At 69.3% G+C, this 21,425-nt stretch carries 20 protein-coding genes, 1 pseudogene and 1 riboswitch; of the genes and pseudogenes, 8 read left to right on the forward strand and 13 right to left on the reverse strand.

Going from position 1 to position 21,425, the window contains the following annotated elements; translation table 11 throughout:
• Genes AC1RLW_RS05820 through AC1RLW_RS05830 form a run of 3 tightly spaced genes read right to left on the reverse strand, consistent with a single transcriptional unit; the run spans position 1 to position 3,903 of the window.
• On the reverse strand, positions 1-582 hold the full coding sequence (locus AC1RLW_RS05820) for a bifunctional adenosylcobinamide kinase/adenosylcobinamide-phosphate guanylyltransferase (protein ID WP_159271953.1): 582 nt from the start codon (positions 580-582) through the stop codon (positions 1-3).
• On the reverse strand, positions 569-1,966 hold the full coding sequence (locus AC1RLW_RS05825; RefSeq protein ID WP_493192461.1) for a cobyrinic acid a,c-diamide synthase CobB: 1,398 nt from the start codon (positions 1,964-1,966) through the stop codon (positions 569-571). The genes AC1RLW_RS05820 and AC1RLW_RS05825 overlap by 14 nt, the downstream gene beginning before the upstream one ends.
• A complete protein-coding gene (locus tag AC1RLW_RS05830; protein WP_493192462.1) occupies positions 1,951-3,903 on the reverse strand; it encodes a TonB-dependent receptor domain-containing protein in 1,953 nt (650 codons plus the stop codon). The genes AC1RLW_RS05825 and AC1RLW_RS05830 overlap by 16 nt, the downstream gene beginning before the upstream one ends.
• 72 nt (positions 3,904-3,975) lie before the next feature.
• A riboswitch (cobalamin riboswitch) is annotated at positions 3,976-4,215 on the reverse strand.
• A 133-nt stretch (positions 4,216-4,348) separates the two neighbouring features.
• Between AC1RLW_RS05830 and AC1RLW_RS05835 the strand changes: the two genes are divergently transcribed.
• From AC1RLW_RS05835 to AC1RLW_RS05850, 4 genes are all read left to right on the forward strand, one after another.
• Positions 4,349-4,576, forward strand: a complete 228-nt coding sequence (locus AC1RLW_RS05835) for a hypothetical protein (protein ID WP_056581479.1) — start codon at positions 4,349-4,351, stop codon at positions 4,574-4,576.
• Positions 4,573-4,908: a cell division protein ZapA gene (locus AC1RLW_RS05840; protein ID WP_369632657.1), complete on the forward strand. Its 336-nt coding sequence runs from the start codon at positions 4,573-4,575 to the stop codon at positions 4,906-4,908. The genes AC1RLW_RS05835 and AC1RLW_RS05840 overlap by 4 nt, the downstream gene beginning before the upstream one ends.
• A 292-nt stretch (positions 4,909-5,200) precedes the next feature.
• Complete coding sequence (locus AC1RLW_RS05845; protein WP_070060491.1) at positions 5,201-6,028, forward strand: sulfite exporter TauE/SafE family protein; 828 nt, start codon at positions 5,201-5,203, stop codon at positions 6,026-6,028.
• A 73-nt stretch (positions 6,029-6,101) separates the two neighbouring features.
• Positions 6,102-6,527, forward strand: coding sequence for a universal stress protein (locus AC1RLW_RS05850; protein WP_062480532.1), 426 nt, complete (start codon positions 6,102-6,104; stop codon positions 6,525-6,527).
• A 45-nt stretch (positions 6,528-6,572) separates the two neighbouring features.
• Here AC1RLW_RS05850 and AC1RLW_RS05855 read toward each other — a convergent pair whose 3' ends face one another.
• Entirely contained in the window at positions 6,573-7,529 is a 957-nt protein-coding gene (locus AC1RLW_RS05855) for an AraC-like ligand-binding domain-containing protein (RefSeq protein WP_493192463.1), read from the reverse strand.
• Between the two features lie 179 nt (positions 7,530-7,708).
• On the opposite strand from AC1RLW_RS05855, the gene AC1RLW_RS05860 reads away from it, so the two are divergent.
• Both AC1RLW_RS05860 and AC1RLW_RS05865 read left to right on the forward strand, forming a co-directional pair.
• Positions 7,709-8,713 carry a carbon-nitrogen hydrolase family protein gene (locus AC1RLW_RS05860; RefSeq protein WP_492742217.1) on the forward strand — a complete coding sequence of 335 codons (1,005 nt, stop codon included), beginning with the start codon at positions 7,709-7,711 and terminating at the stop codon, positions 8,711-8,713.
• Positions 8,714-8,733: 20 nt separating this feature from the next.
• A pseudogene (locus AC1RLW_RS05865) lies at positions 8,734-9,799 on the forward strand (phenylacetaldoxime dehydratase family protein).
• 21 nt (positions 9,800-9,820) lie between these two features.
• Here AC1RLW_RS05865 and AC1RLW_RS05870 read toward each other — a convergent pair.
• The 8 genes from AC1RLW_RS05870 to AC1RLW_RS05905 all read right to left on the reverse strand — a co-directional run bounded on the left by AC1RLW_RS05870 (position 9,821) and on the right by AC1RLW_RS05905 (position 17,594).
• Entirely contained in the window at positions 9,821-11,365 is a 1,545-nt protein-coding gene (locus AC1RLW_RS05870; RefSeq protein ID WP_493193063.1) for a malonate--CoA ligase, read from the reverse strand.
• Between the two features lie 27 nt (positions 11,366-11,392).
• Positions 11,393-12,175, reverse strand: coding sequence for an enoyl-CoA hydratase/isomerase family protein (locus AC1RLW_RS05875; protein WP_493192464.1), 783 nt, complete (start codon positions 12,173-12,175; stop codon positions 11,393-11,395).
• Entirely contained in the window at positions 12,172-13,161 is a 990-nt protein-coding gene (locus tag AC1RLW_RS05880; protein WP_062480542.1) for a Bug family tripartite tricarboxylate transporter substrate binding protein, read from the reverse strand. The genes AC1RLW_RS05875 and AC1RLW_RS05880 overlap by 4 nt, the downstream gene beginning before the upstream one ends.
• A 93-nt stretch (positions 13,162-13,254) precedes the next feature.
• A complete protein-coding gene (locus AC1RLW_RS05885; RefSeq protein ID WP_493192465.1) occupies positions 13,255-14,721 on the reverse strand; it encodes a malonyl-CoA decarboxylase in 1,467 nt (488 codons plus the stop codon).
• A 40-nt stretch (positions 14,722-14,761) separates the two neighbouring features.
• Entirely contained in the window at positions 14,762-15,430 is a 669-nt protein-coding gene (locus AC1RLW_RS05890) for a GntR family transcriptional regulator (protein WP_062480546.1), read from the reverse strand.
• A 190-nt stretch (positions 15,431-15,620) separates the two neighbouring features.
• Positions 15,621-16,451: a prolipoprotein diacylglyceryl transferase gene (gene lgt, locus AC1RLW_RS05895; protein WP_493192466.1), complete on the reverse strand. Its 831-nt coding sequence runs from the start codon at positions 16,449-16,451 to the stop codon at positions 15,621-15,623.
• Positions 16,452-16,508: 57 nt separating this feature from the next.
• Positions 16,509-16,778 (reverse strand): hypothetical protein, encoded by a 270-nt coding sequence (locus tag AC1RLW_RS05900; protein WP_492742207.1) that lies wholly within the window; start codon positions 16,776-16,778, stop codon positions 16,509-16,511.
• Positions 16,779-16,820: 42 nt separating this feature from the next.
• Positions 16,821-17,594 (reverse strand): SDR family oxidoreductase, encoded by a 774-nt coding sequence (locus tag AC1RLW_RS05905; protein ID WP_070060483.1) that lies wholly within the window; start codon positions 17,592-17,594, stop codon positions 16,821-16,823.
• A gap of 140 nt (positions 17,595-17,734) precedes the next feature.
• Between AC1RLW_RS05905 and AC1RLW_RS05910 the strand changes: the two genes are divergently transcribed.
• On the forward strand, positions 17,735-18,673 hold the full coding sequence (locus tag AC1RLW_RS05910; RefSeq protein ID WP_493192467.1) for a LysR family transcriptional regulator: 939 nt from the start codon (positions 17,735-17,737) through the stop codon (positions 18,671-18,673).
• Positions 18,674-18,676: 3 nt separating this feature from the next.
• Here AC1RLW_RS05910 and AC1RLW_RS05915 read toward each other — a convergent pair whose 3' ends face one another.
• Positions 18,677-19,618, reverse strand: coding sequence for a LysR family transcriptional regulator (locus AC1RLW_RS05915; protein ID WP_159277139.1), 942 nt, complete (start codon positions 19,616-19,618; stop codon positions 18,677-18,679).
• A gap of 105 nt (positions 19,619-19,723) precedes the next feature.
• On the opposite strand from AC1RLW_RS05915, the gene ilvD reads away from it, so the two are divergent.
• Positions 19,724-21,418 carry a dihydroxy-acid dehydratase gene (ilvD, locus tag AC1RLW_RS05920; RefSeq protein ID WP_062482642.1) on the forward strand — a complete coding sequence of 565 codons (1,695 nt, stop codon included), beginning with the start codon at positions 19,724-19,726 and terminating at the stop codon, positions 21,416-21,418.
• Positions 21,419-21,425: the final 7 nt, after the last annotated feature.

The raw sequence follows: 21,425 nt of genomic DNA on the forward strand, positions 1-21,425 counted from the left end.
TCATGCGCCTGGCGCCTTCAGCGTCAGCGGCAGGCCGGCGACCATCAGCGTCGCGCGGTGGCAGGCGGCCGCCACGTCCTGGTTCAGCCGGCCGAGCACGTCGACAAAAGCACGGGTCTCGCGGCCCAGCGGGATCACGCCCAGGCCGATCTCGTTGCCGACCAGCACCACCGGCCCGCGCGCCTCGCGCAGCGCGATGAGCAGCAGCGTGGCGTGCGCCGAGGGCGTGCGCGTGACCACCGCGGCGCCTTCGGTGCGCAGCGGCATCAGCAGGTTGGTGAGCCACAGCGTGAGGCAGTCGACCACCACGAGCGTGTCGGGCGCGCTCTGCGTGACGATGGCGCGCCCCAGCTCGATCGGCTCTTCGAGGGTCTGCAGACCGGGCACGCGCTCGGCGCGGTCGGCCTGGTGGCGCGCGATGCGCTCGCGCATCTCGTCGTCGTGGGCCTGCGCGGTGGCGATCAGCACCGCGCGGCGCGATGCGGGCCCGGAAGCCAGCCAGTCGGCCGCGCGCTGTTCGGCGCGGCGCGACTTGCCGCTTTTCTGGCCGCCGAGGATGAATTCGTGCTCAGTGAGGGGCATCGGGGGGCGCCTGTGCGGCGTGGCTGTCGAGTTCGAGGGGCATGGCGCTGAAGAGCCGCGCGGTCGCTTCCGGGCTGGACGCGAACCACGCATGGAAGTAGCTCGCGCGCACGGGGCCGTGCACGTACAGCGCCTCGCCGCCGCGCGTGCCGACGGTGCGCGCGGCGGGCGCGAGCGGCGTCTCGCAGCGCGAGTAGTGGAAGGTGTGGCCGCGCAGGGCATGCGCGCCCAGGTCGAGCTGCTGCGGGCCGAGGCCGGCCAGCCGCTTCTGCATGACGGCCCGCCCCGGCAGCACGCCCCAGAGGCGGTGCACGTCGGTCGGCTCGGCGTCGTCGCGCGTGGCGAGTTCGTCGAACAGCGCCATCATGCCGCCGCACTCGGCCCAGATCGGCTTGCCGGCCGTGACGTGGTTGGCGAGCGAGAGCCGCAGCCGGTCGCTGGCCGACAGCACGGCCGCGTGCAGCTCGGGGTAGCCGCCGGGCAGCCAGGCGGCATCGCAAGGCGGCAGCGGGTCGTCGGCCAGCGGCGAGAAGAACGCGAGCCGCGCACCGAGGGCTTCGAGCACCTCGAGGTTGGCCGGGTAGATGAACGAGAACGCCGTGTCGCGCGCGATGGCGATGGTGCGTCCGGCCAGCAGCGGCGCGACGGGCGCGGCCGGTACGGGCTCGAAGCGCACCTGCGGCAGCTGCCCGGGCGCGCGCTGACCCAGCGGCGTGGCGGCGAGCACGTCGGCCGCGGCATCGAGCCGCACCATCGCATCGCCGAGTTCGGCGGCACCGACCAGCCCCAGGTGACGTTCGGGCAGCGCGAAATCGGCGCTGCGCGGCAAGGCGCCGAGCCAGTCGCCGGGTTCGCGCAATGCGTCCTTCAGCATGTCGGCGTGGCGCTCGCCGGCCACGCGGTTGGCCAGCACGCCGGCCCAGGGCAGGCCCGGACGGAAGTTCTGCAGGCCGTAGGCCAGCGCGCCGAAGGTGCCGGTCATGGCTTGGGCGTCGATCACGGCCAGCACGGGCAGGCCCAGGCGCTCGGCCAGCTCGGCCGCGCTGGGCGTGCCGTCGAACAGGCCCATCACGCCTTCGACGATCACCAGGTCGGCCTCGCACGCGGCGGCATGCAGGCGCGCGCGGCAGTCGGCCTCGCCGGTCATCCACAGGTCGAGCGAGTGCACCGGCGCGCCGGTGGCCAGCGCGAGCCAGTGCGGATCGAGGAAGTCGGGCCCGCACTTGAAGGCCCGCACGCGGCGGCCCTGGCGCACGTGCAGCCGCGCCAGCGCCGCCGCGACCGTGGTCTTGCCCTGCCCCGAGGCCGGCGCGGCCACGAGCACCGCGGCGCAGGTGACGGCTGCGCCGGGCGAAGAGCGGCGGGTGCTTACTGCGGAGTCCACTTGAGTCCGACGTACGCGGTGCGGCCCCCGGTGGCGTAGAGCCGTGCGAACTGGTAGTCCTTGTCGCCCACATTGTCCACGCGCGCCACCAGGTTCAGGTCGCGCGTGATCTGCTTGCTGGCCGACAGGTTCAGCAGCGTGTAGCCGCCGAGCTTGACGGTGTTGGCTGCGTCGTCGTAGCGCTTGCCCGAACTCTGGAGCTCGGCGCCCAGCGTCCAGCCGGCGATGCGCCAGTCTGCGCCCAGCGTGCCGTGGGCCCGTGCGCGGCGTGCCAGCAGGTGGTCGTTGGCCAGGTCGCGCGGGTCCTGGTAGTCGAGCGAGGCGCGCAGCGTGACGTCGCCGATGCGGTGGCCGCCCGTGAGCGTCACGCCCTGGTAGCGTGCGCGCGCCGTGCTGGCGTAGCAGCCGAACGACGACTGGCAGCCCTTGGCGCTGCCGTCGAACACGATCAGGTTCTGCACGCGGTTGCGGTACAGCACGATGCCGGCCTGCGTGGCGCCGGCCGTGTACTGCAGGCCCAGCTCGACGTTGCGGCTCGATTCGGGCTGCAGGCTCGCCAGGCCGTATTCGCTGAAGCGCTGGTACAGCGTGGGCGCACGGAACGCGGTGCCGGCCGACACGGTGGCGCGCAGGCTCGGCGTGATCGCGTAGCCGTAGGCGGCGCTGCCGGTGGTCTTGCCGCCGAACTCGCTGTCGTCGTCATGGCGCACGTGCAGCTGCAGCGAATGCGGGCCCTTCACGTAGCCGTAGCCGAGTGCGGCGGCGTTCTGCGAGCGGTCGCGCGAGAACAGCTTGGCCGAGGTGGTGGGCGCATTTTCGAGCGCGTCTTCGCGGCGCTCGAGTGTGGCGGTCACCAGGTGCGCGCCGAAGCGGAATTCGTTCTGGAACAGGTAGCCGCGCAGGCGGGTTTCGGTGCGGTAGAACGAGGGCTGGGTCTTGTAGACGGTCTGCGAATCGGTCACCTGCAGGCGGGTGCTGTAGATGTCGTTCCACTTGGCCGACCAGGTCAGGCCGGCGGTGCGCAGCTCGTTGGTCGACACGTCGTTGCGGAAGGTGATCGGCGGCTTGGTGCGAAAGCTCACCGACGGGTCGTAGGCCGCCTCGGTGTTGCTGGTGAGCAAGGTGGCGTCGATGCGCTGGTCGGGCGTGATCTGGAAACCCAGCTTCAGGTTGCCCGAGGTGCTGCGGTAGCCGTCGCGGTCGGGGTTGGTGAAGCCGTCTTTCGAGGGCGTGCGCTTGGCGATCGGCTGGATGTTGAAGCCCTTGCTTTCCTCGTGCGCGACACCGAACGAGTAGTCGAGCAGGCCCGACTTGCCGCTCACGCCGCCTTCGATCTTGCGCAGGCCGTGGCTGCCGAAGCCGATGCCGGCGTAGGGCGACACGCCCTCCTCGCCGCGCTTGGTGAAGAGCTGGATCACGCCGCCCACGGCGTCCGAGCCGTACACGGCGGCGGCCGGGCCGCGCAGCACTTCGATGCGGTCGATCTGCGCGAGCGGAATGCCTTCCCAGCCGGCGCCGCCGGTCGATTGCGAATCGATGCGCACGCCATCGAGGTAGACCGCGGTGAAGCGCGATTCGGCGCCACGGATGAACACGCTGGTGGCGTTGCCCACGCCGCCGCTGCGCGAGATCTCCATGCCGGGCAGGCGCGCCAGCACGTCGGCCACGCCGGTGGCGCCGCTGCGCTCGATGGTCTTGCGGTCGACGATGGAGACATCGCCCACCAGGTCCGACAGCGCCTGCGGCGTGCGGTTGGCGGTGACGACGGTCTCGTCGAGCGTGGCAGATGCTGTTGCGGCGGCTTGCGCCTGCGCAGCCAGCGGCACCAGGGCCAGGCCGCCGAAGGCCGAGGCCAGGGCGAGCGTCAGCGGCAGGCACGCGGGACGGTTGCGGCGCACGCTGGCGCGGCCGCTGGAGAGGGAAACACAGGAAATCATGGGGTGAACCGAACGAACTTCTATGCCCTGGCCGGCTTCCCCGCCGGCGCCATGGGCGTCATGGCTGCCGATGCGGCAGCCGCCTTGTTGGCCGGTATCCGGGCTGGCAGATCGACCCTTTGCCGCCTTCCCAGGCACCTGTTTCAGGGCGCCCAGTGGCTGGATGGAAAGGGGTGACGCGTTGCGGCGTCGTCTGCTTGACCGTTGCGGGGGCAGCGCAGGCGGCTTCGGCCCCGGGGGGCGTCCACTCCTGCTTCCCGTTGAACTGCGCCGTGCGAACCACGCCGCGAGCACCAACGGGCGAGATTTTAGGCCCACGGGGCGGACGCACCACACCGGGTTTGATCGCAGGCGGCGCAGGCCCCAGAATCTCGGCCACGTCCGGTGCGCGCCCCGCGCGGTGCGCCGGATGTTCCGAATTCCCGGGAAACTACAATCGCCAACCATGCCCGCCTCCAGCCCCATCGACCAGATCGCCGAGCGTGTGGAACGCCTGCTCGTGCGTCACGAAGAGGTGCAGCGCACCAACGCGCTGCTGCAGGAACAGGTCGATGCGCTCACGCGTGAACGCGACGGCCTGAAGTCGCGGCTCGCCGCGGCCCGCACCCGCCTCGATGCCCTGCTCGAACGGCTGCCGGCCGAACCCCCTTCCGAAGATTCCCATCACGCATGAAGCAGATTGAAGTACAGATCATGGGCCAGAGCTACTTGCTCGGCTGTCCCGACGGCGGCGAAGCGCAACTGCGCGAGGCCGTCGACCGCGTGGACGCGGCCATGTGCAAGATCCGCGACGCAGGCAAGGTGAAGGCACGCGACCGCATCGCCGTGCTCGCCTCGCTGAACCTGGCTTTCGATCTCGCGGCCCAGCAGGCCGCTGCTGCCGCGGCACCGGCCCCTGTCGCTGCCAGCAGCACGGAAGAAAGCTCCGCCGACACCGACCCGAAGGCCGCCCAGCTCATTCAGAGACTCGATCAGGCCCTGGCGGGCGATGGACATTTGCTCTGAGGGCACGCGGCCCGGCACATCCGGGGCGTAAAATCCGTTTTGTCTGCAGACGTGTCGGGCTTAATATTTCCTTGTTCCAATGCTCTCCGGAGCCGGGCTTGGTACATCGCTTGACGGGCGTGATCATCTCGCGTCAGATGAACCCGAAGTCCTGCTGCCCTCGCCCACCTGAACCCTGGTTCAGGATGCGGGTCCGGCACACCATCTGCAGACACCTTTTCCCGCCACGGCCCCCTGCTTCACTGCATGGGGCCGTTGCTTTTTCAGCCGCTCGTTCTTTCCCCATCCTCCCGTGAACCTCGCTGCCCTGCTCGACCCGCTCCTGATCGCCGAACTCGCCGCGCTCGGCCTGGGCACCGGTTTCCTCGCCGGCCTGCTGGGCATCGGCGGCGGCATGCTGATGGTGCCGTTCATCACGATCATCATGGGCCAGCGCGGCGTGCCGGCCGACCTGGCGGTGAAGATGGCGATCGCGACCTCGATGGCGACGATCATCTTCACGTCGGTGTCCAGCGTGCGCGCGCACCACAAGCGCGGTGCGGTGCGCTGGGACATCGTGCAGCGCCTGGCGCCCGGCATCGTGATCGGCAGCCTGGCGGGCAGCCTGGGCGTGTTCGCGCTGCTCAAGGGCACGGCGCTGGCCATCTTCTTCGCGCTGTTCGTGGGCTTCTCGGCCACGCAGATGTTCCTCGACAAGAAACCCAAGCCCACGCGCCAGATGCCCGGCACCGGCGGCCAGCTCGCGGCGGGCGGCATCATCGGCTTCATCTCGGGCCTGGTGGGCGCGGGCGGCGGCTTCATCAGCGTGCCGTTCATGACCTGGTGCAACGTGGCGATCCACAACGCGGTGGCGACCAGCGCGGCGCTGGGCTTTCCGATCGCGGTGGCCAACGTGCTGGGCTACGTGCTCAGCGGCCAGTCGGTGCAGGGCCTGCCGGCCGGCGCCTTCGGCTACATCTGGCTGCCCGCGCTCGTGGTGATCGCGGCCTGCAGCGTGTTCACCGCGCCGTTGGGCGCCAAGGCCGCGCACAGCCTGCCGGTGAAGAAGCTCAAGCGCGTGTTCGCGAGCATCCTGTACCTGCTGGCCGCCTACATGCTCTGGAAGGGCCTGCGCGGCTGAGGCATATCAAACACCCCGTGGCTTTCCTGTGCCATCCTATGCGGCACTTGTTCACAGTCGTAGAAGGAAAGCCATGAAAATCCTCATTGCAGTCGACGGCAGCGCCTACACGCAAAAGGCCCTCAATTACCTGCTCGCCAACCGCGCCATGTTCGTGGACGGCCATGAGCTGGTGGTGGTCAATGTCTGCACCGGCATCTCCGGCCACGTGGCGCGCCACCTGAGCAAGGAAATCGTCACCGAGTACTACGCCGAGGAAAACGCCAAGGTGCTCGACCCGGTGAAGGCCTGGTTCGCCGAGAAAGGCGTGGCCAACTTCACTGCCGATGCGCGCCACGGCCACGCGGCCGAGGAAATCCTCAAGTCGGCCACCGAATCGAAGGCCGAGCTGATCGTGCTCGGCACGCACGGCCACGGCATCCTGGGCCGCGCGCTGATGGGCTCGGTCGCGACCAAGGTCGTGGCCGAGACCGACATCTCGGTGCTGCTGGTCCAGTAAGAAGACCCGATCACCCCGGCGACGGCCGATGCGCCGTGGCCGCGGTCATTGCGGCGAGCGCTGCTGCCGCCATTCGCGCGGCGAACATCCGAAGCGCTCGCGAAACGCGCGGCTGAAATGCGCCGCGTCGTTGAACCCCCTCCCATACGCGATCTCCCCCACGGGCCGCCCTGCCAGGCGCGGCTCCAGCAGGTCGCGGCTGCATGCGTCGAGCCGGCGCTCCCAGATGTACTGCGAGGGCGTCAGCGGCTCGCTCTTGAACACGCGGTGGATGTGGCTCACCGACATGCCCAGCTGCGCCGCCAGCGTGCTCACCGACAGCGTCGGATCGGCCAGCTGCTCGTCAATGCGCTGCTTCACGCGCCCCAGGTGGTACGCCGTGAGCTTGCTGAGCGCCGGTGCGTGCGCCGCAGGCAGCGTCTGCAGGCCGGCCACGAGGATGTTCTGCACGCCATGGGCCACCGCCAGCGCCGAGGCCGGCTGCAGCGCGTCGAAGTCCTCGCGCAGCGTGCGGATCATGCCCAGCAGCAGGTGCCCCGCGCCCTCGCGCCCTGACACCGTGGTGGCCGTGAGCGCCTCGGTGTCGCGCAGTTCGCTGCGCAGCCGCTCGCCGGGCAGCTTGAGCACGATCTGCTCGAAGGGCCGGTCGAACAGCAGCTGGTAGGGCCGCGTGCTGTCGTACAGCGCGAAGTCGCCGGCGCCGAGCACGGCGTCGCGCCCGTCCTGGCGCACCACGCCCTGCCCGCGCGCCTGGATGCTCACGAGAAAACAGTCGTCGCTCGACGCCGCGATGTGGCCGGGCGTGCGCATCACCTTCTGCGCCCGCGAGGTCACGACCGACATGCCGAGGCCGGGCAGTGCGTGCTGGCGGATGCTGCCCTCGAAGTCGCCGGTGCGCACCGCGTCGCATTCGAGCTGCACGTAGACGTTGCAGATCATGTCGGTCCAGTACGCGAGCCGCTGGTCGCGCGGGACGGCATCGGTGCTGAGCAAGGGGGTCATCGGGGTCCTCGGAAGGCCTTCGCAAGGCACATGCAACGCTGGAACAAGAACGCCGCCAATCCGGGTCAAGGCATTCCGGCGGCGCGAATTTACGCTTCATGCAACCCGCATGCCACCGCGCAAACCCGGTGCGCACAGTGGGGATTTCGTTACGTTCATTGCCCCCTGGAGAACACCCCATGCCGACCACCGTCCACCCCCAGCTCCGCGTCGCCGCCGTGCAGGCCGCGCCTGTTTTCCTCGACCTCGACGCCACCATCGACAAGACCATCGACCTCATGGCGCAGGCCGCGAAACAGGGCGTGCAGCTCATCGCCTTTCCCGAGACCTGGGTGCCGGGCTACCCGTGGTGGGTCTGGCTCGATTCGCCGGCCTGGGGCATGCAGTTCGTGCAGCGCTACCACGACAACTCGCTGGTCATCGGCTCGCCCGAGTTCGAACGCCTGCAGGCGGCGGCGCGCCAGCACAAGATCTGGCTCTCGCTCGGTTACAGCGAGAAAGCGGCGGGCAGCCTGTACATCGCGCAGGCGCTGATCGACGACCAGGGCCGCACCGTGCAGACGCGTCGCAAGCTCAAGCCCACGCACGTGGAACGCACCGTGTTCGGCGAAGGCGACGGCGCCGACCTGCACGTGGTCCAGACGCCGCTGGGCAACATCGGCTCGCTGTGCTGCTGGGAGCACCTGCAGCCGCTGAGCAAGTACGCGATGTATGCGCAGAACGAGCAGATCCACTGCGGTGCATGGCCGAGCTTTTCGCTCTACCGCGGCGCGGCCTACGCGCTGGGCCATGAGGTCAACAACGCCGCGAGCCAGGTGTATGCAGTCGAGGGCGGCTGCTTCGTCATCGCGCCCTGCGCCACGGTGTCGAAGGCGATGAGCGAGCTGATGTGCACCGACGACGGCAAGCGGCAGATGCTGGGCGTCGGCGGCGGGCATGCGCGCATCTACGGCCCGGACGGTTCGCCACTGGGCACGCCGCTGGCCGAAGACGCCGAAGGCCTGGTGATCGCCGACATCGACCTCGGCATGATCGCGCTCGCCAAGGCGGCGGCCGATCCGAGCGGTCACTATTCACGGCCCGACGTCACACAGCTGCTGCTGAACAAGACGCGGCGCACGCCCGTGGTGGTGCAGCTCACGCCGGAGCCCGAGGGCAGCGTGCCCGAGCCGGTCGTGGCCTGAGCCAACCACGGAGCCGCACCATGGAATCGGCCATCCCCGAGCACCTGCGCTGCCCGCGCACCCGCGAGCGCCGCGTGGCAGACGATCACACGCCACCCTACCCCGGCTGGTCGGCGCGCGCGCCCGCGGCGACGACCCAGGTCGTGATGGGCTACTTCGGCGTGCAATCGCGCGGCCCGGCGATGCAGGGCCGGGCCTGCGCCGCGCTTCTGAAAATCACCCGCGACTTCGCCCTGCCCGACGGCCCCGGCCACCACGACCTGGCCCACTGCGTCGACGCCGACGGGTACGACAACATGATCGCCATCGCCTGCTGGCACGATGCGGCGGCGTTCGCGCGCTGGTGTGCCACGCCCGCCATCGAGGCCTGGTGGAGCGCCGACGAGCGCTTGCATGAAGGCCTCGGCTACTTCCGCGAAATCGCTTCCCCGCGTGCTGCACACTTCGAGACCCTGTTCAGCACGCCCGACCGCCTAGAGGGCATCGGCGTGGTGATGGGCGGTGTGAGCGGCGAACTGCAGGAGCACGGCTACTGGGGGGTCGATGCGCGATCGACTCCCGCTCGCGCAGGCCGACGCGCTCGCGCCTTCGGGCACGCGCGCGGTGATCGCCGGCACGCCTGCGTCAGGCCGGCGCGTGCGCATCGCGGGCCACACGCACCTCGCGATGATCCGTTCGGGCCAGGAATGGACCGAGACCACCGGCCAGGAACGCCAGCGCTACCTGGAAGACATGGCCCCGGTGCTGCGCGAAGGCATGGACTTCCTGCGCGACCAGGGCCTGCCCATCGGCTGCTACAGCAACCGCTTCATGCACCACCTCGACGCACACGGTGCACCGCTGCAGAAATCCTTCGGTCTGAGCTACTGGCGCTCGCTGGCCGACATGGAGCGCTGGGCCGAGTCGCACCCGACGCACGTCGCGATCTTCGGCAGCTTCATGCGCTACGTGCAGGCGCTGAACTTCGAGCTGCGCCTGCGCCTGTACCACGAGGTGTCGGTGCTGAAGGCCGACGAGCAAAGCTACGAGTACATCAACTGCCACGCGCGCAGCGGGCTGATGAACGGGCTCGCGCCCGCCGCCTGAAGCCCGGGCGCGCGGCGGGACTCAGGCGGCGAACAGCCCCTTGTGCTCGGCGCGCAGCAGCGCCTTCTGCACCTTGCCCATCGTGTTGCGCGGCAGTTCCGGCACGACGAAGCAGCGCTTCGGGATCTTGAAGTTCGCCAGCTTGGCCTTGAGCTCGGCCACGATGGCGTCGGCGTCGATCGTGGCGCCGCCCTTGGGGATCACGATGGCCACGCCCACCTCGCCGAAGTCGGGGTGCGGCACGCCGATGACGGCGCTTTCGGCCACGCCGGCCATCTCGTTGATGTAGCCCTCGATCTCGGCCGGGTAGACGTTGTAGCCACCGCTGATGATCAAATCTTTGCTGCGTCCGACGATGGTGATGTAGCCGCGCGCATCGATCTTGCCCACGTCGCCGGTCTTGAAGAAGCCGTCGGCGGTGAACTCTTCCTTCGTCTTCTCGGGCATGCGCCAGTAGCCGGCGAACACGTTGGGGCCCTTCACCTGGATGCCGCCGATCTCGTCGACCGGCAGGTCCTTGCCCTCGTCGTCGCGCACGCGCAGCTGCACGCCCGGCAGCGCGAAGCCGACGGTGCCGCCGCGGCGCTCGCCCTTGGCGGCGTCGTACGGGTTGGACGTGAGCATGGCGGTCTCGCTCATGCCGTAGCGTTCGAGGATGGTGTGGCCGGTGCGCTCGCGCCATTCGTCAAACGTCTCGATGAGCAGCGGCGCCGAGCCCGCGACGAACAGGCGCATGGTGCGCACCGCCTCGCGCGTGAGGCCCGGCTCGGCCAGCAGGCGCACGTAGAGCGTGGGCACGCCCATGAACACGGTGGCCTCGGGCAGCTTGGCGACGATGCGCTTGGGGTCGAACTTCGAGAACCACAGGATCTTGCTGCCGTTGAGCAGCGCGCCGTGCAGCGCCACGAACAGGCCGTGCACGTGGAAGATCGGCAGCGCGTGGATCAGCACGTCGCCCTTCGTCCAGCCCCAGTAGTCCTTGAGAACTTCGGCGTTCGACAGCAGGTTGCGGTGCGTGAGCATCGCGCCCTTGCTGCGGCCGGTGGTGCCGCTGGTGTACAGGATGGCGGCGAGGTCGTCGGGCTTCTTGATCGCCACGGCGTGGCGGTCGCTGCAGCGCGCCGCCGCGTCGAGCAGCGTGCCGGTGCGGTCGTCGTCCAGCGTGAACACGTGTCGCGTGCCGGCCGCCTCGGCGATGGGCCGCACCCAGGCCGCGTTGCGGCCGGTGCACACGACCACGGCGGGTTCGGCGTTGCCGATGAAGTACTCGATCTCGGCGCTCTGGTAGGCCGTGTTGAGCGGCAAAAACACGTAGCCCGCGCGCAGGGTTGCGAGGTACAGCAGCATGGCTTCGACCGATTTCTCGACCTGCACGGCGACGCGCGCGCCCTTCTCGAGCTTCAGGCCGTCGAGCAGGTTGGCGATCATCGCGCTGGCGCGGTCGAGGTCGCGCCACGAGTAATGCAGGCCGCTCTCGGTCTCGACCGCGATGGCGTCGAGGTCGGCGGGAAAGGCGGCGCGCAAGGCGGCGAACAGGTTGGCGTTGGGGGAGGACTTCGTCTTCATCATCTTCGTCATCATCAAACGGCAGGCTCAGGAAGGTCGGAAATTCGGAGGGCGCTTGGCCAGGAAGGCATCGATGCCTTCGCGGTGCTCGGCGCTGTCGGCATAGTCGTACGCGGTGGCCAGCAGCTGCTGCGTCGCCGCACCGCCGCGCTTCAATGCGGTGAAGGTGGCCTTGTGCAGGCGCGCGGCTTGCGGCGACAGCGCGGCAATGCGCGCCGCATGCGCCTGCGCGGCAGCGGGCACTTCGGCGTCGGGCAGCACATGCAGGAGAAAGCCCGCGTCGTACAGCCGCTGCGCGCCATGCACGCCGGCGGCCAGCAGCATGTCGCGCGCCAGCACGTCACCGATGGCGCCATGCACCAGCGCGGCTTCGCGCGGCGCCATCGGGAAACCCAGCTTCGCGATCGGCGCGCCGAACTTCGCCGACGCACCGGCTAGGCGGATGTCGCAGCAGCTGGCGATCTCGACGCCGGCGCCCATGCAGGCGCCTTCGATCTGCGCCACCAGCGGCAGCGGGCAGTCGAGCATCGCCTGCAGCGCGGCCCAGACTTCGTTCTCGTGAAACTCGCGCAGGCTCGCCTCCTCGAAGCGGAACGAGGGGTACTCGGAGATGTCGCCGCCCGCGCAGAAGGCAGCGCCCTCCCCGCGCACGACGACGCAGCGCAGCACGGTGTCGCCGTGCAGGTCGTCGAACACCGCGCGCAGCGCGCGCCACATGGCGCGCGTCATCGCATTGAGACGCCCCGGGTTCGACAGCGTGACGAGCGCCACGGCGCCTTCGCGGCGCAGCGAGACCTGCCGCTCGGTCATTCGAGCTTGGCGCCCGAGGCCTTCACGACCGTGGCCCATCGCTTGATCTCGGCGTTGACGAAGCGGCCGTAGGCGGCGTTCGTGACGTTCGGGATCTCGGAGCCGTTCTGGGCCCAGATGGCCTTCAGCTCGTCGGTGCCCAGCGCCTTCTTCATCGTGTCGATGATCTGCGTCTGCGCTTCGGCCGGCGTGCCCTTGGGCGCCCACAGGCCGTACCAGGTGGTGACGGTGTAGTCGGGCAGCCCGACTTCGGCGGCGCAGGGCACGTCGGGGAACGCGGGGTTGCGCTTGGCGCCGGCCACCATGAGCGCCTTGATGCGGCCGCCCTTGATGTGCTGCGCGGAGGAACCCAGGCCGTCGAACATCAGGTCGACGTTGCCCGCGATCAGGTCGGACAGCGCCGGGCCCGCGCCGCGGTACGGAATGTGCGTGATGAAGGTGCCGGTCTGCAGCTTGAACAGCTCGCCCGCCAGGTGGTGCGAGGTGCCCGAGCCGGCCGAGCCGTAGTTGAGCTTGCCGGGGTTGCGCTTGGCGGTGGCAATGAGCTCCTGGATGGTCGCGGCCTGCACCCGCTTCGGGTTGACCACCACCACCTGCGGCACGTTGGCCAGCAGCATCAGGGGCACGAAGTCTTTCTCGAGGTCGTAGTCGAGCTTGGGGTAGATCGACGGCGCGATCGCGTGGTGCACGGCGCCCATGAAGAGCGAGTAGCCGTCGGCCGGCAGCTTGGCCGCGATGCTCGCGCCCACGGTGCCGCCCGCGCCGCCGCGGTTGTCGATGACCAGCGTCTGGCCTGCCGCGCGGGAGAACTGGGCCGACAGCGGGCGCGCGAAGGCGTCGGTGCCTCCCCCGGCCGGGAACGGCACCACCATGGTCACGGGCTTGGTCGGCCAGCCCTGGGCACGTGCGCCACCGCACAGGGCCACGGCCCCGGCAGCGGCGGCGACGCGCAGCACATCGCGTCGTTGAAAACTCTGTTGCGTCATCTGTCTCGTCTCCTGTCGTCGTCGTTGTGGATGTTGCCGCCCTCCGGCGGTCAAGGTGCGGGCCGCAGCGCTGCCGCGGCAAAGCGAACGGACTCAGCCTTTTTTGAGGAACAGGCCTTCGATGTCTCCCGAAACCGCGATCTTGCCTTCGGCCAGCCAGGCGCGATGCCGGTCCAGGCGCTTGAGGTCGTACAGGTAGTTGACCATGAGGCCGTACGACTGCTTGAGCCCCTTGGCCGACGGGTCGCCCGCCCAGTTGAGCCGCTCGACGCGCGCGCCGTTGCCCAGGTGAAAGCGCGCCACCGGGTCGGCCGGCGTGCCGTCGACCAGCGTGCGGCCCAGGTACTCGGCGGTGGCCTGCAGCAGCCACTGGCGCAGCGGCGATTTCGCGTCGAGTTCTGCGGCCGCATCAACCGCAGCCAGCAGGCGCTCGGCCGTGGGCGGCACCGAGCCGACGAGGCGGCCGAGTTCGGCTTCGCGCTTCTCGTCCAGGCGCGGCAGCAGTTCGCCGGCGTTCTTGGCGAGCCACGCGCGCAGCCCCGGAATGGGCGACAGCGTGGCAAAGGTCTTCAGGCGCGGCAGTTCGTCCTGCAAGGTCTCGACCACGCGCTTGATGAGCGAGTCGCCGAAGCTCACGCCGCGCAGGCCGGTCTGCGTGTTGCTGATCGAATAGAAGATCGCAGTGGTCGCCTTGGCCGGCTGCACCGGCACGGCGGCCTCGTCGAGCAGCGGCATGATGCCTTCGCTGATGCGGTCGACCAGCGCCACCTCGACGAAGATGAGCGGCTCGTTCGGCAGGCGCGGATGGAAGAAGCCGTAGCAGCGGCGGTCGCTGTCGTCCAGGCGGTTCTTCACGTCGGACCAGCTCTTGATGTCGTGCACCGCCTCGTAGCGGATGAGCTTCTCGATCAGCGACGCCGGCGAGTTCCAGTCGATGCGGCGCAGCTCGAGAAAAGCCACGTCGAACCAGGTGGAAAACAGGTGCTCCAGCTCGGCCTCGAGCGCGAGCAGGCGCTTGTCGGACTTCAGGCACGGCAACAGGTCGGCGCGCAGGTCGACCAGAAAGCGCATGCCGCCGGGCTCGACCGCGAAGCGCTGCAGCAGCCGCATGCGCGGCGACACCAGCGCGCGGCGCAGGCGCAGTTCGGCCTGCCCTTCGTCGGGCGTGCCGACGGCGCTCTGGTGCTGGTCGCGCGCGCTCTTGAGCTTGCCCGCGTCGGCGGCGAAATGCTCGCTCATGAGCGCCCAGTAGTCGCGGCGTTCTTCGGGCGAAGCGCCGGCGTAGGCCTGCGCAATGGCATGGGCGCGGCGGCCGCCCTCGACCTCGCTCACGCGCGGATCGATCACGGCCTGCAGCTCGGCGAGCACGCGGCGCAGCGTGCGCGGCGACAGCGCCTCGTCGGCCTTGCGCAGCGTGGCCTGCAGCCGCTCGGCGGTGGTGCGGGCGCTGGGCTTGGGCGTGTGGCGGGCCGGGCCTTTCGTGGCGCCGTTGCTCGCCACGGGAACCTTGGACGATTCGCCCATGCGCAGGCGCGCCTGGAACCACTCGGTCGCACTCATCGATCTGCTCCTGTGCCGTTGGCTGTATGGGCGATGCCTGTCACGGCATCACCCGGGATTTCTGCTGTTGCATCACTTCGCGCAGCGCCTCTCGCTGGCGCGTCATGTGGGTGCGCATGGCGGCGTCGGCGCCTTCGCTGTCGCGCGCCTTGAGCGCGGCGAACACGGCCAGGTGCTCCGACAGGCTCTGGTCGAGCCGCCCCGGCGCGTGCAGCTGCTGCAGCCGCGCGAGCTTCAGTATCTTGCGCAGGTCGCCGATCACCTGGGCCAGCCACTTGTTGTCGGCGAGCTTGATGATCGCCTCGTGAATGATGTGGTTGGTGGCGTAGTAGTCGTTGATGCGCCGCGCCTTGGCGTGGCGCACCAGGCGCTCGTGCAGCGCGTCGAGCTCGTTCAGCTCGGCGTCACTGGCGTTGCGCGCGGCCTCGTAGGCGCAGCGCCCTTCGAGCAGCGCGATCACCGGAAAGATCTCGTCCAGGTCGCGCTCGGTCACCTCGTTCACGAAGCAACCGCGGCGCGGCTCGTGGCGCAGCAGGCCTTCGGCCGTGAGCACCTTCAGCGCCTCGCGCAGCGGCGTGCGCGAGATCGACAGCCGCTCGCACAGGGCCACCTCGTCCACGAAGCTGCCGGGCGACAGCGTGCCGTCGAAGATCTGCTCGCGCAGCGTGGCGGCGACTTCGTCGTGGAGGGAATTGGGGACCAGGCGCATGCGTGAAGGACTCGGAAAGTTGGTAGGTGTTTCGCGTAATTTCCTGTAATTACGCATAATTGTGAGTGCATGGTTAACGCAATGCAAGGGCCGCGCCCTGCCCTTGCGGCCCGGAATTACCCTGAGACGGACGAAAAAAAGCGGCGCGCACCCGAAGGTGCTGCGCCGCGTTGTGCGGGGGTCCGAAAGATCAGGCGCGCGCGGTGCTGCCCGTCTTGCCGGCACGGCCGAACCAGAACCACAGCGCGATGCCGGCGATCACCATCGGCACGCTGAGCCACTGGCCCTGGCTCAGGCTGAGGGCGCGCAGGCCCAGGAAATCGTCGGGCTCGCGGAAGTACTCGGCCACGAAGCGCAGCACGCCATAACCGATGAGGAACACGGCGGCCACCTGCCCCTGCTTGCGCTCCTTGCGCGCATAGAGCCACATCACGACGAACAGCAGCAGCCCTTCGAGCAGGAACTGGTAGACCTGCGACGGGTGGCGCGGCAGCATCGAGCCGCTTTGCGGGAACACCATACCCCAGGGCAGATCGGGGCTGCTGAAGCGGCCCCACAGCTCGCCGTTGATGAAGTTGCCCACGCGGCCCGCGGCCAGGCCGGTCGGCACGCAGGGCGCGACGAAGTCCATCACCTGCCAGAACGGCCGCGCACGCGAGCGCGAGAACCACACCATCGCGCCGACCACGCCGAGCAGGCCGCCATGGAAGCTCATGCCGCCCTGCCACACGTACAGGATCTCGAGCGGGTGCGTGAGGTAGTACTCGGGCTTGTAGAACAGGCAGTAGCCGAGCCGGCCGCCGACGATCACGCCCATGACGCCCAGGAACAGGATGTCCTCGATGTCCTTGCGTTGCCACACGCCGGCCGTGGCCAGCGAGCGGAACGGCTCGTGGTGCAGGCGGCGCGTGCCCAGGAAATAAAACAGCGCGAAGGCCGCCAGGTAGGTCAGGCCGTACCAGTGGATGGCCACCGGCCCCAGCTGCAAGGCGATGGGATTGATCTGCGGATACATGAGCATCCGACGATTGTGCCGTGGCGCAATGACGCCGCCGCCACGGGGGCATTCAGGGCAATGTCAGCGCCCGAACTTCCACCACAGCAACCCCGCCACCAGGGCCGGCACCGCGAAGATGAACAGGAAGATCGGCAGCTCCTCGGCCACCGAGTACCCGGCCTTGAGCACGCCCACGGCCATGTTGATGCCCGCGCCGACGAACCACGCCGGAATGAACCACTTGGCCGCCGCGGCCAGCGCCATCGACGAGCCGTCGCCCATGAAGCGGCCACCCAGAAGAAACACCACCAGCAGCGCGAAGCCGCCCCCCATCACCATGACTGTGTGCATCTGCGTTGTCCTCCTGGTCGCATCTTGCCGGATATCGGCGGGTCAGCGCGTGGTGTAGCCACCGTTGGCGAAGATCGTCTGGCCCGTGATCCACCAGCCTTCGGTGACCAGGAAGCGCACGATGGGCGCGATGTCCTCGATGTCGGTGAGGCCCTTCTTCGAGTACTTGCTGAGCGCGGCGGCGCTGCTGTGGTACGCCACGGCCTCGGGGCTTTCCTGGCCGTAGAAGAACGGCGTGTCCATCGGGCCCGGGCCGATGGCGTTCACCGAGATGCCGCGGTCGCCGAACTCCTTGGAGGCCGCGCGCGTGTAGTGCTCCACCGCCGCCTTGGCCGCCGGGTAGATGGCATAGAACGGCGTGTAGGCCGCCAGCAGCGAGCTCACCAGGGTCACGATGCTGCCGCCGTCGGCCAGCGTGCGGCCGGCCTGCTGAATGAAGAAGAAGGCCGCCTTGGCATTGGCGTCGAAGCTCTTGTCGTAGTCGGCCTCGGTGATGTCCAGGATCGGCTTCTTGATCACCACGCCCGCCGTGTTGATCGCCAGGTCGACCTGGCCGAAGTGCTTCACGGCCTGGTCGAACAGCTTCACATTGTTCTCGACCACCGCGAGGTCGCCCTGCACCAGCAGCGTGTCGGCGCCCTTGGCCTTCAGCGCGGCGGCCGTCTGCTCGGCCTCGGCGCGCGAGCCGTCGCTGTTGTAGTGGATGGCGATGCCGCGGGCGCCGCCATCGACCAGCTGGTGGGCGATGAGGGCACCGAGGTTCTTGCCACCGCCGGCGATGACGGCGACCTTGTTCGTGAGCGTGCGTGCGGACATGGATGGATTCCTCTGAGTGAGTGAAAGACCCGGGACGGGATGTGTGACGAGCCGCCAGTCTATTGATCGCCAAGTTGCAGATAAATCACTCATTCAAGGCTAGACTGTTCTGAAAACCACGAACAATCAGCCCCGCCGCCATGGACCGCATCGAACTCCTCCAGGTCTTCCTGCGCGTGGCCGAAACCGGCAGCTTCACGCGCGCCGCCGACCGGCTGGCGCTGCCGCGCGCCACCATCTCGACCGCCATCCAGCAGCTCGAGGCCCGCCTGGGCTCGCGCCTGCTGCACCGCACCACGCGCCGCGTGGGCCTCACGCCCGACGGTGAGGTGCTGCTCGAGCGGGCCCGCGCGCTGGTGGCCGACATGGAAGACATGGAGCAGCAGTTCCAGCCCGCGCACAGCAGCGTGAGCGGCCGGCTCAAGGTCGACGTGCCCAGCCGCATCGCGCGCCTGCTGATCGCGCCGGCGCTGCCAGACTTCTTTGCGCACCACCCGGCGGTCGAACTCGAGCTGGGCTCCAGCGACCGTGCGGTCGACCTCGTGCTCGAAGGTGTGGACTGCGCCCTGCGCGTCGGCCCGCTCGCCAGCAGCAGCCTCGTGGCCCGGCCGCTGGGGCATTTCACGCTCATCAACTGCGCCAGCCCCGCCTACCTCGCGCGCCACGGCACGCCGCGCACGACGGCCGACCTGCCGCAGCACATGGCGGTCAACTACGCCTCGCCGACCAGTGGCCGCGCCGCGCCCTGGGAGTGGCAAGTGCGCGACGGCGAGACCCAGGTGCTGCGCCTGCGCAGCCAGGTGGCGGCGAACAACGCCGAGACCTACATCGCCTGCGCGCTGGCGGGGCTGGGCCTGATCCAGATCCCGGCCTACGACGTGCGCGAGCACCTGGCGGCCGGCGAGCTGGTGGAAGTGCTGCCCGACGCGCGCGCCGAGCCGCTGCCGGTGCACCTGGTGTACCCGCACCGTCGCAATCTGTCGCGGCGGGTGCAGGCCTTCGCGGGCTGGCTCGACGCCCTGCTGGCGGCCTCGCTCGATGCGCCCTCGCCCGCTGGCCGGGCGGCGCGCAGCGCCTGAGCCTTACGCCGGCACGCGCCCCGCCCGCTCGCGCACGAAGGCCACGAAGCGCGCCAGCGCCGGGTGCGAAGCCTGCGCGGGCCACACGAGGCTGGTCTCGCACACCGGCAAGGTCACGCGGCGGCGCCCCACGCCCTTGAACTCGTGGACCTGCCGGTAGACCACGCCCGCGCGCCGGAACTGCATCACGCTGTGCGGCACCCAGGCCGCCCCGATGCCGCCCGACACGAGGTTGACGATGGTCTGCATCTGGATCGCCTCCTGCGCCACCTGCGGCGTGCGCCCGGCCGCGTGGTACAGGTCGAAGATCGCGTCGTGCAGCGAGGGCACGATGCGGCGCGGAAAGATCACCAGCGGCTCGTCCAGCACCTCGGCCAGCGGCACGGGCCGCGCCTCGGCCAGTCGGTGCTGGGCCGGCAGCGCGAGCACCAGCGGCTCCACCTCGACCGGCAGGCAGGCCAGCCCCGGCGGCGCGGCGCCCGGCGAATGCAGCATCAGGCCGGCGTCGATCTCGCCGCGCGCGAAGGCTTCGAGCTGCACGTCGCCGGTGGCCTCGACCAGCTCCAGCGCCACCTCCGGACACAGCACGCGGAACTCGCGCACCCAGGCCGGCAGCTGTTCGAAGCCAACCGTCGAGACGAAGGCGATGCGCACGCGCCCCACCTGCCCCGCCGCCGCCGCACGCGCCCGCGCCGGCAGCGCCTGGGCGCGTGCCAGCAGCTCGCGCACGTCGGGCAGCAGCGCCTCGCCGGCCGGCGTGAGCGCCACGCGGCGGCGCGTGCGGTCGAACAGCACCACGCCCAGCGTTTTCTCGAGCTGGGCAATGGCCTGCGTGACCGGCGGCTGCGTCATGTGCAGGCGCTGGGCGGCACGGCCGAAGTGCAGTTCTTCGGCCACGGCCACGAACTGGCGCCAGGCGCGCAGGTCGATGAGGGCTTCATTCATATGCCAAGCATATCAATCCACACTTCAAATTGGATTGGAACCAATCAATCAGAAGTCCGATACTTGGCGCTCCCCTCACGATCTCCCCACGACAGAAGAGACACCATGGACACCAAGACCATCCAGATCAATCGCCGCAGCGCGAACATCACCGAAGGCAAGAGCCGCGCCCCCAACCGCTCGATGTTCTACGCCATGGGCTACGAGGAAGGCGACTTCAAGAAGCCGATGGTCGGCGTCGCCAACGGCCACAGCACCATCACGCCCTGCAACTCGGGCCTGCAGAAGCTGGCCGACGCGGCCATCGCGGGCATCGAGGAAGCCGGCGGCAATGCGCAGGTGTTCGGCACCCCCACCATCTCCGACGGCATGGCCATGGGCACCGAAGGCATGAAGTACTCGCTGGTGAGCCGCGAGGTGATTTCCGACTGCATCGAGACCTGCGTCGGCGGCCAGTGGATGGACGGCGTGCTGGTGGTCGGCGGCTGCGACAAGAACATGCCCGGCGGCCTCATGGGCATGCTGCGCGCCAACGTGCCGGCCATCTACGTCTACGGCGGCACCATCCTGCCGGGCCGCTACAAGGGCCAGGACCTGAACATCGTCAGCGTGTTCGAGGCCGTGGGCCAGAACGCCGCCGGCAACATGAGCGACGAAGACCTGCACGAAATCGAGAAACGCGCCATTCCCGGCACGGGCTCGTGCGGCGGCATGTACACGGCCAACACCATGTCGAGCGCGTTCGAGGCGCTGGGCATCTCGCTGCCCTACTCGTCGACCATGGCGAACCCGCACGACGAGAAGGCCAACTCGGCCAAGGAATCGGCCAAGGTGCTGATCGAGGCCATCAAGAAAGACCTGAAGCCGCGCGACATCGTGACCAAGAAGGCCATCGAGAACGCCGTGGCGGTCATCATGGCCACCGGCGGCTCGACCAACGCGGTGCTGCACTTCCTGGCCATTGCGCACGCAGCCGGCGTCGAGTGGTCCATCGACGACTTCGAGCGCATGCGCAAGAAGGTGCCCGTGATCTGCGACCTGAAGCCCTCGGGCAAGTACCTCGCGGTCGACCTGCACCAGGCCGGCGGCATTCCGCAAGTGATGAAGGTGCTGCTCAAGGCCGGCCTGCTGCACGGCGACTGCATCACCATCAGCGGCCAGACCATCGCCGAAGTGCTCAAGGACGTGCCCGACGTGCCGCGCGCCGACCAGGACGTGATCCGCCCGATCGACAACCCGATGTACGAAGAAGGCCACCTGGCCATCCTGAAGGGCAACCTGTCGCCCGAAGGCGCGGTCGCCAAGATCACCGGCCTGAAGAACCCGGTCATCACCGGCCCGGCGCGCGTGTTCGACGACGAGCAGTCGGCGCTGCAGGCCATCCTGGCCGGCAAGATCGTCGCCGGCGACGTGATGGTGCTGCGCTACCTCGGCCCCAAGGGCGGCCCGGGCATGCCGGAAATGCTGGCCCCCACGGGCGCGCTGATCGGCGCGGGCCTGGGCGAAAGCGTCGGCCTCATCACCGACGGCCGCTTCTCGGGCGGCACCTGGGGCATGGTGGTCGGCCACGTCGCGCCCGAAGCGGCGGCGGGCGGCACCATCGCGTTCGTGAACGAAGGCGACTCGATCACCATCGATGCGCACGAACTGAAGCTCGAACTCAACGTGCCCGAAGCCGAACTCGCCAAGCGCCGCGAAGGCTGGACGCCGCCGGCCCCGCGCTACACGCGCGGCGTGCAGGCCAAGTTCGCGTTCAACGCCTCGAGCGCGAGCTCGGGCGCGGTGCTCGACAAGTTCTGAAGCGGCA

The organism is Variovorax sp. GW822-FHT04A09 (assembly GCF_058801005.1).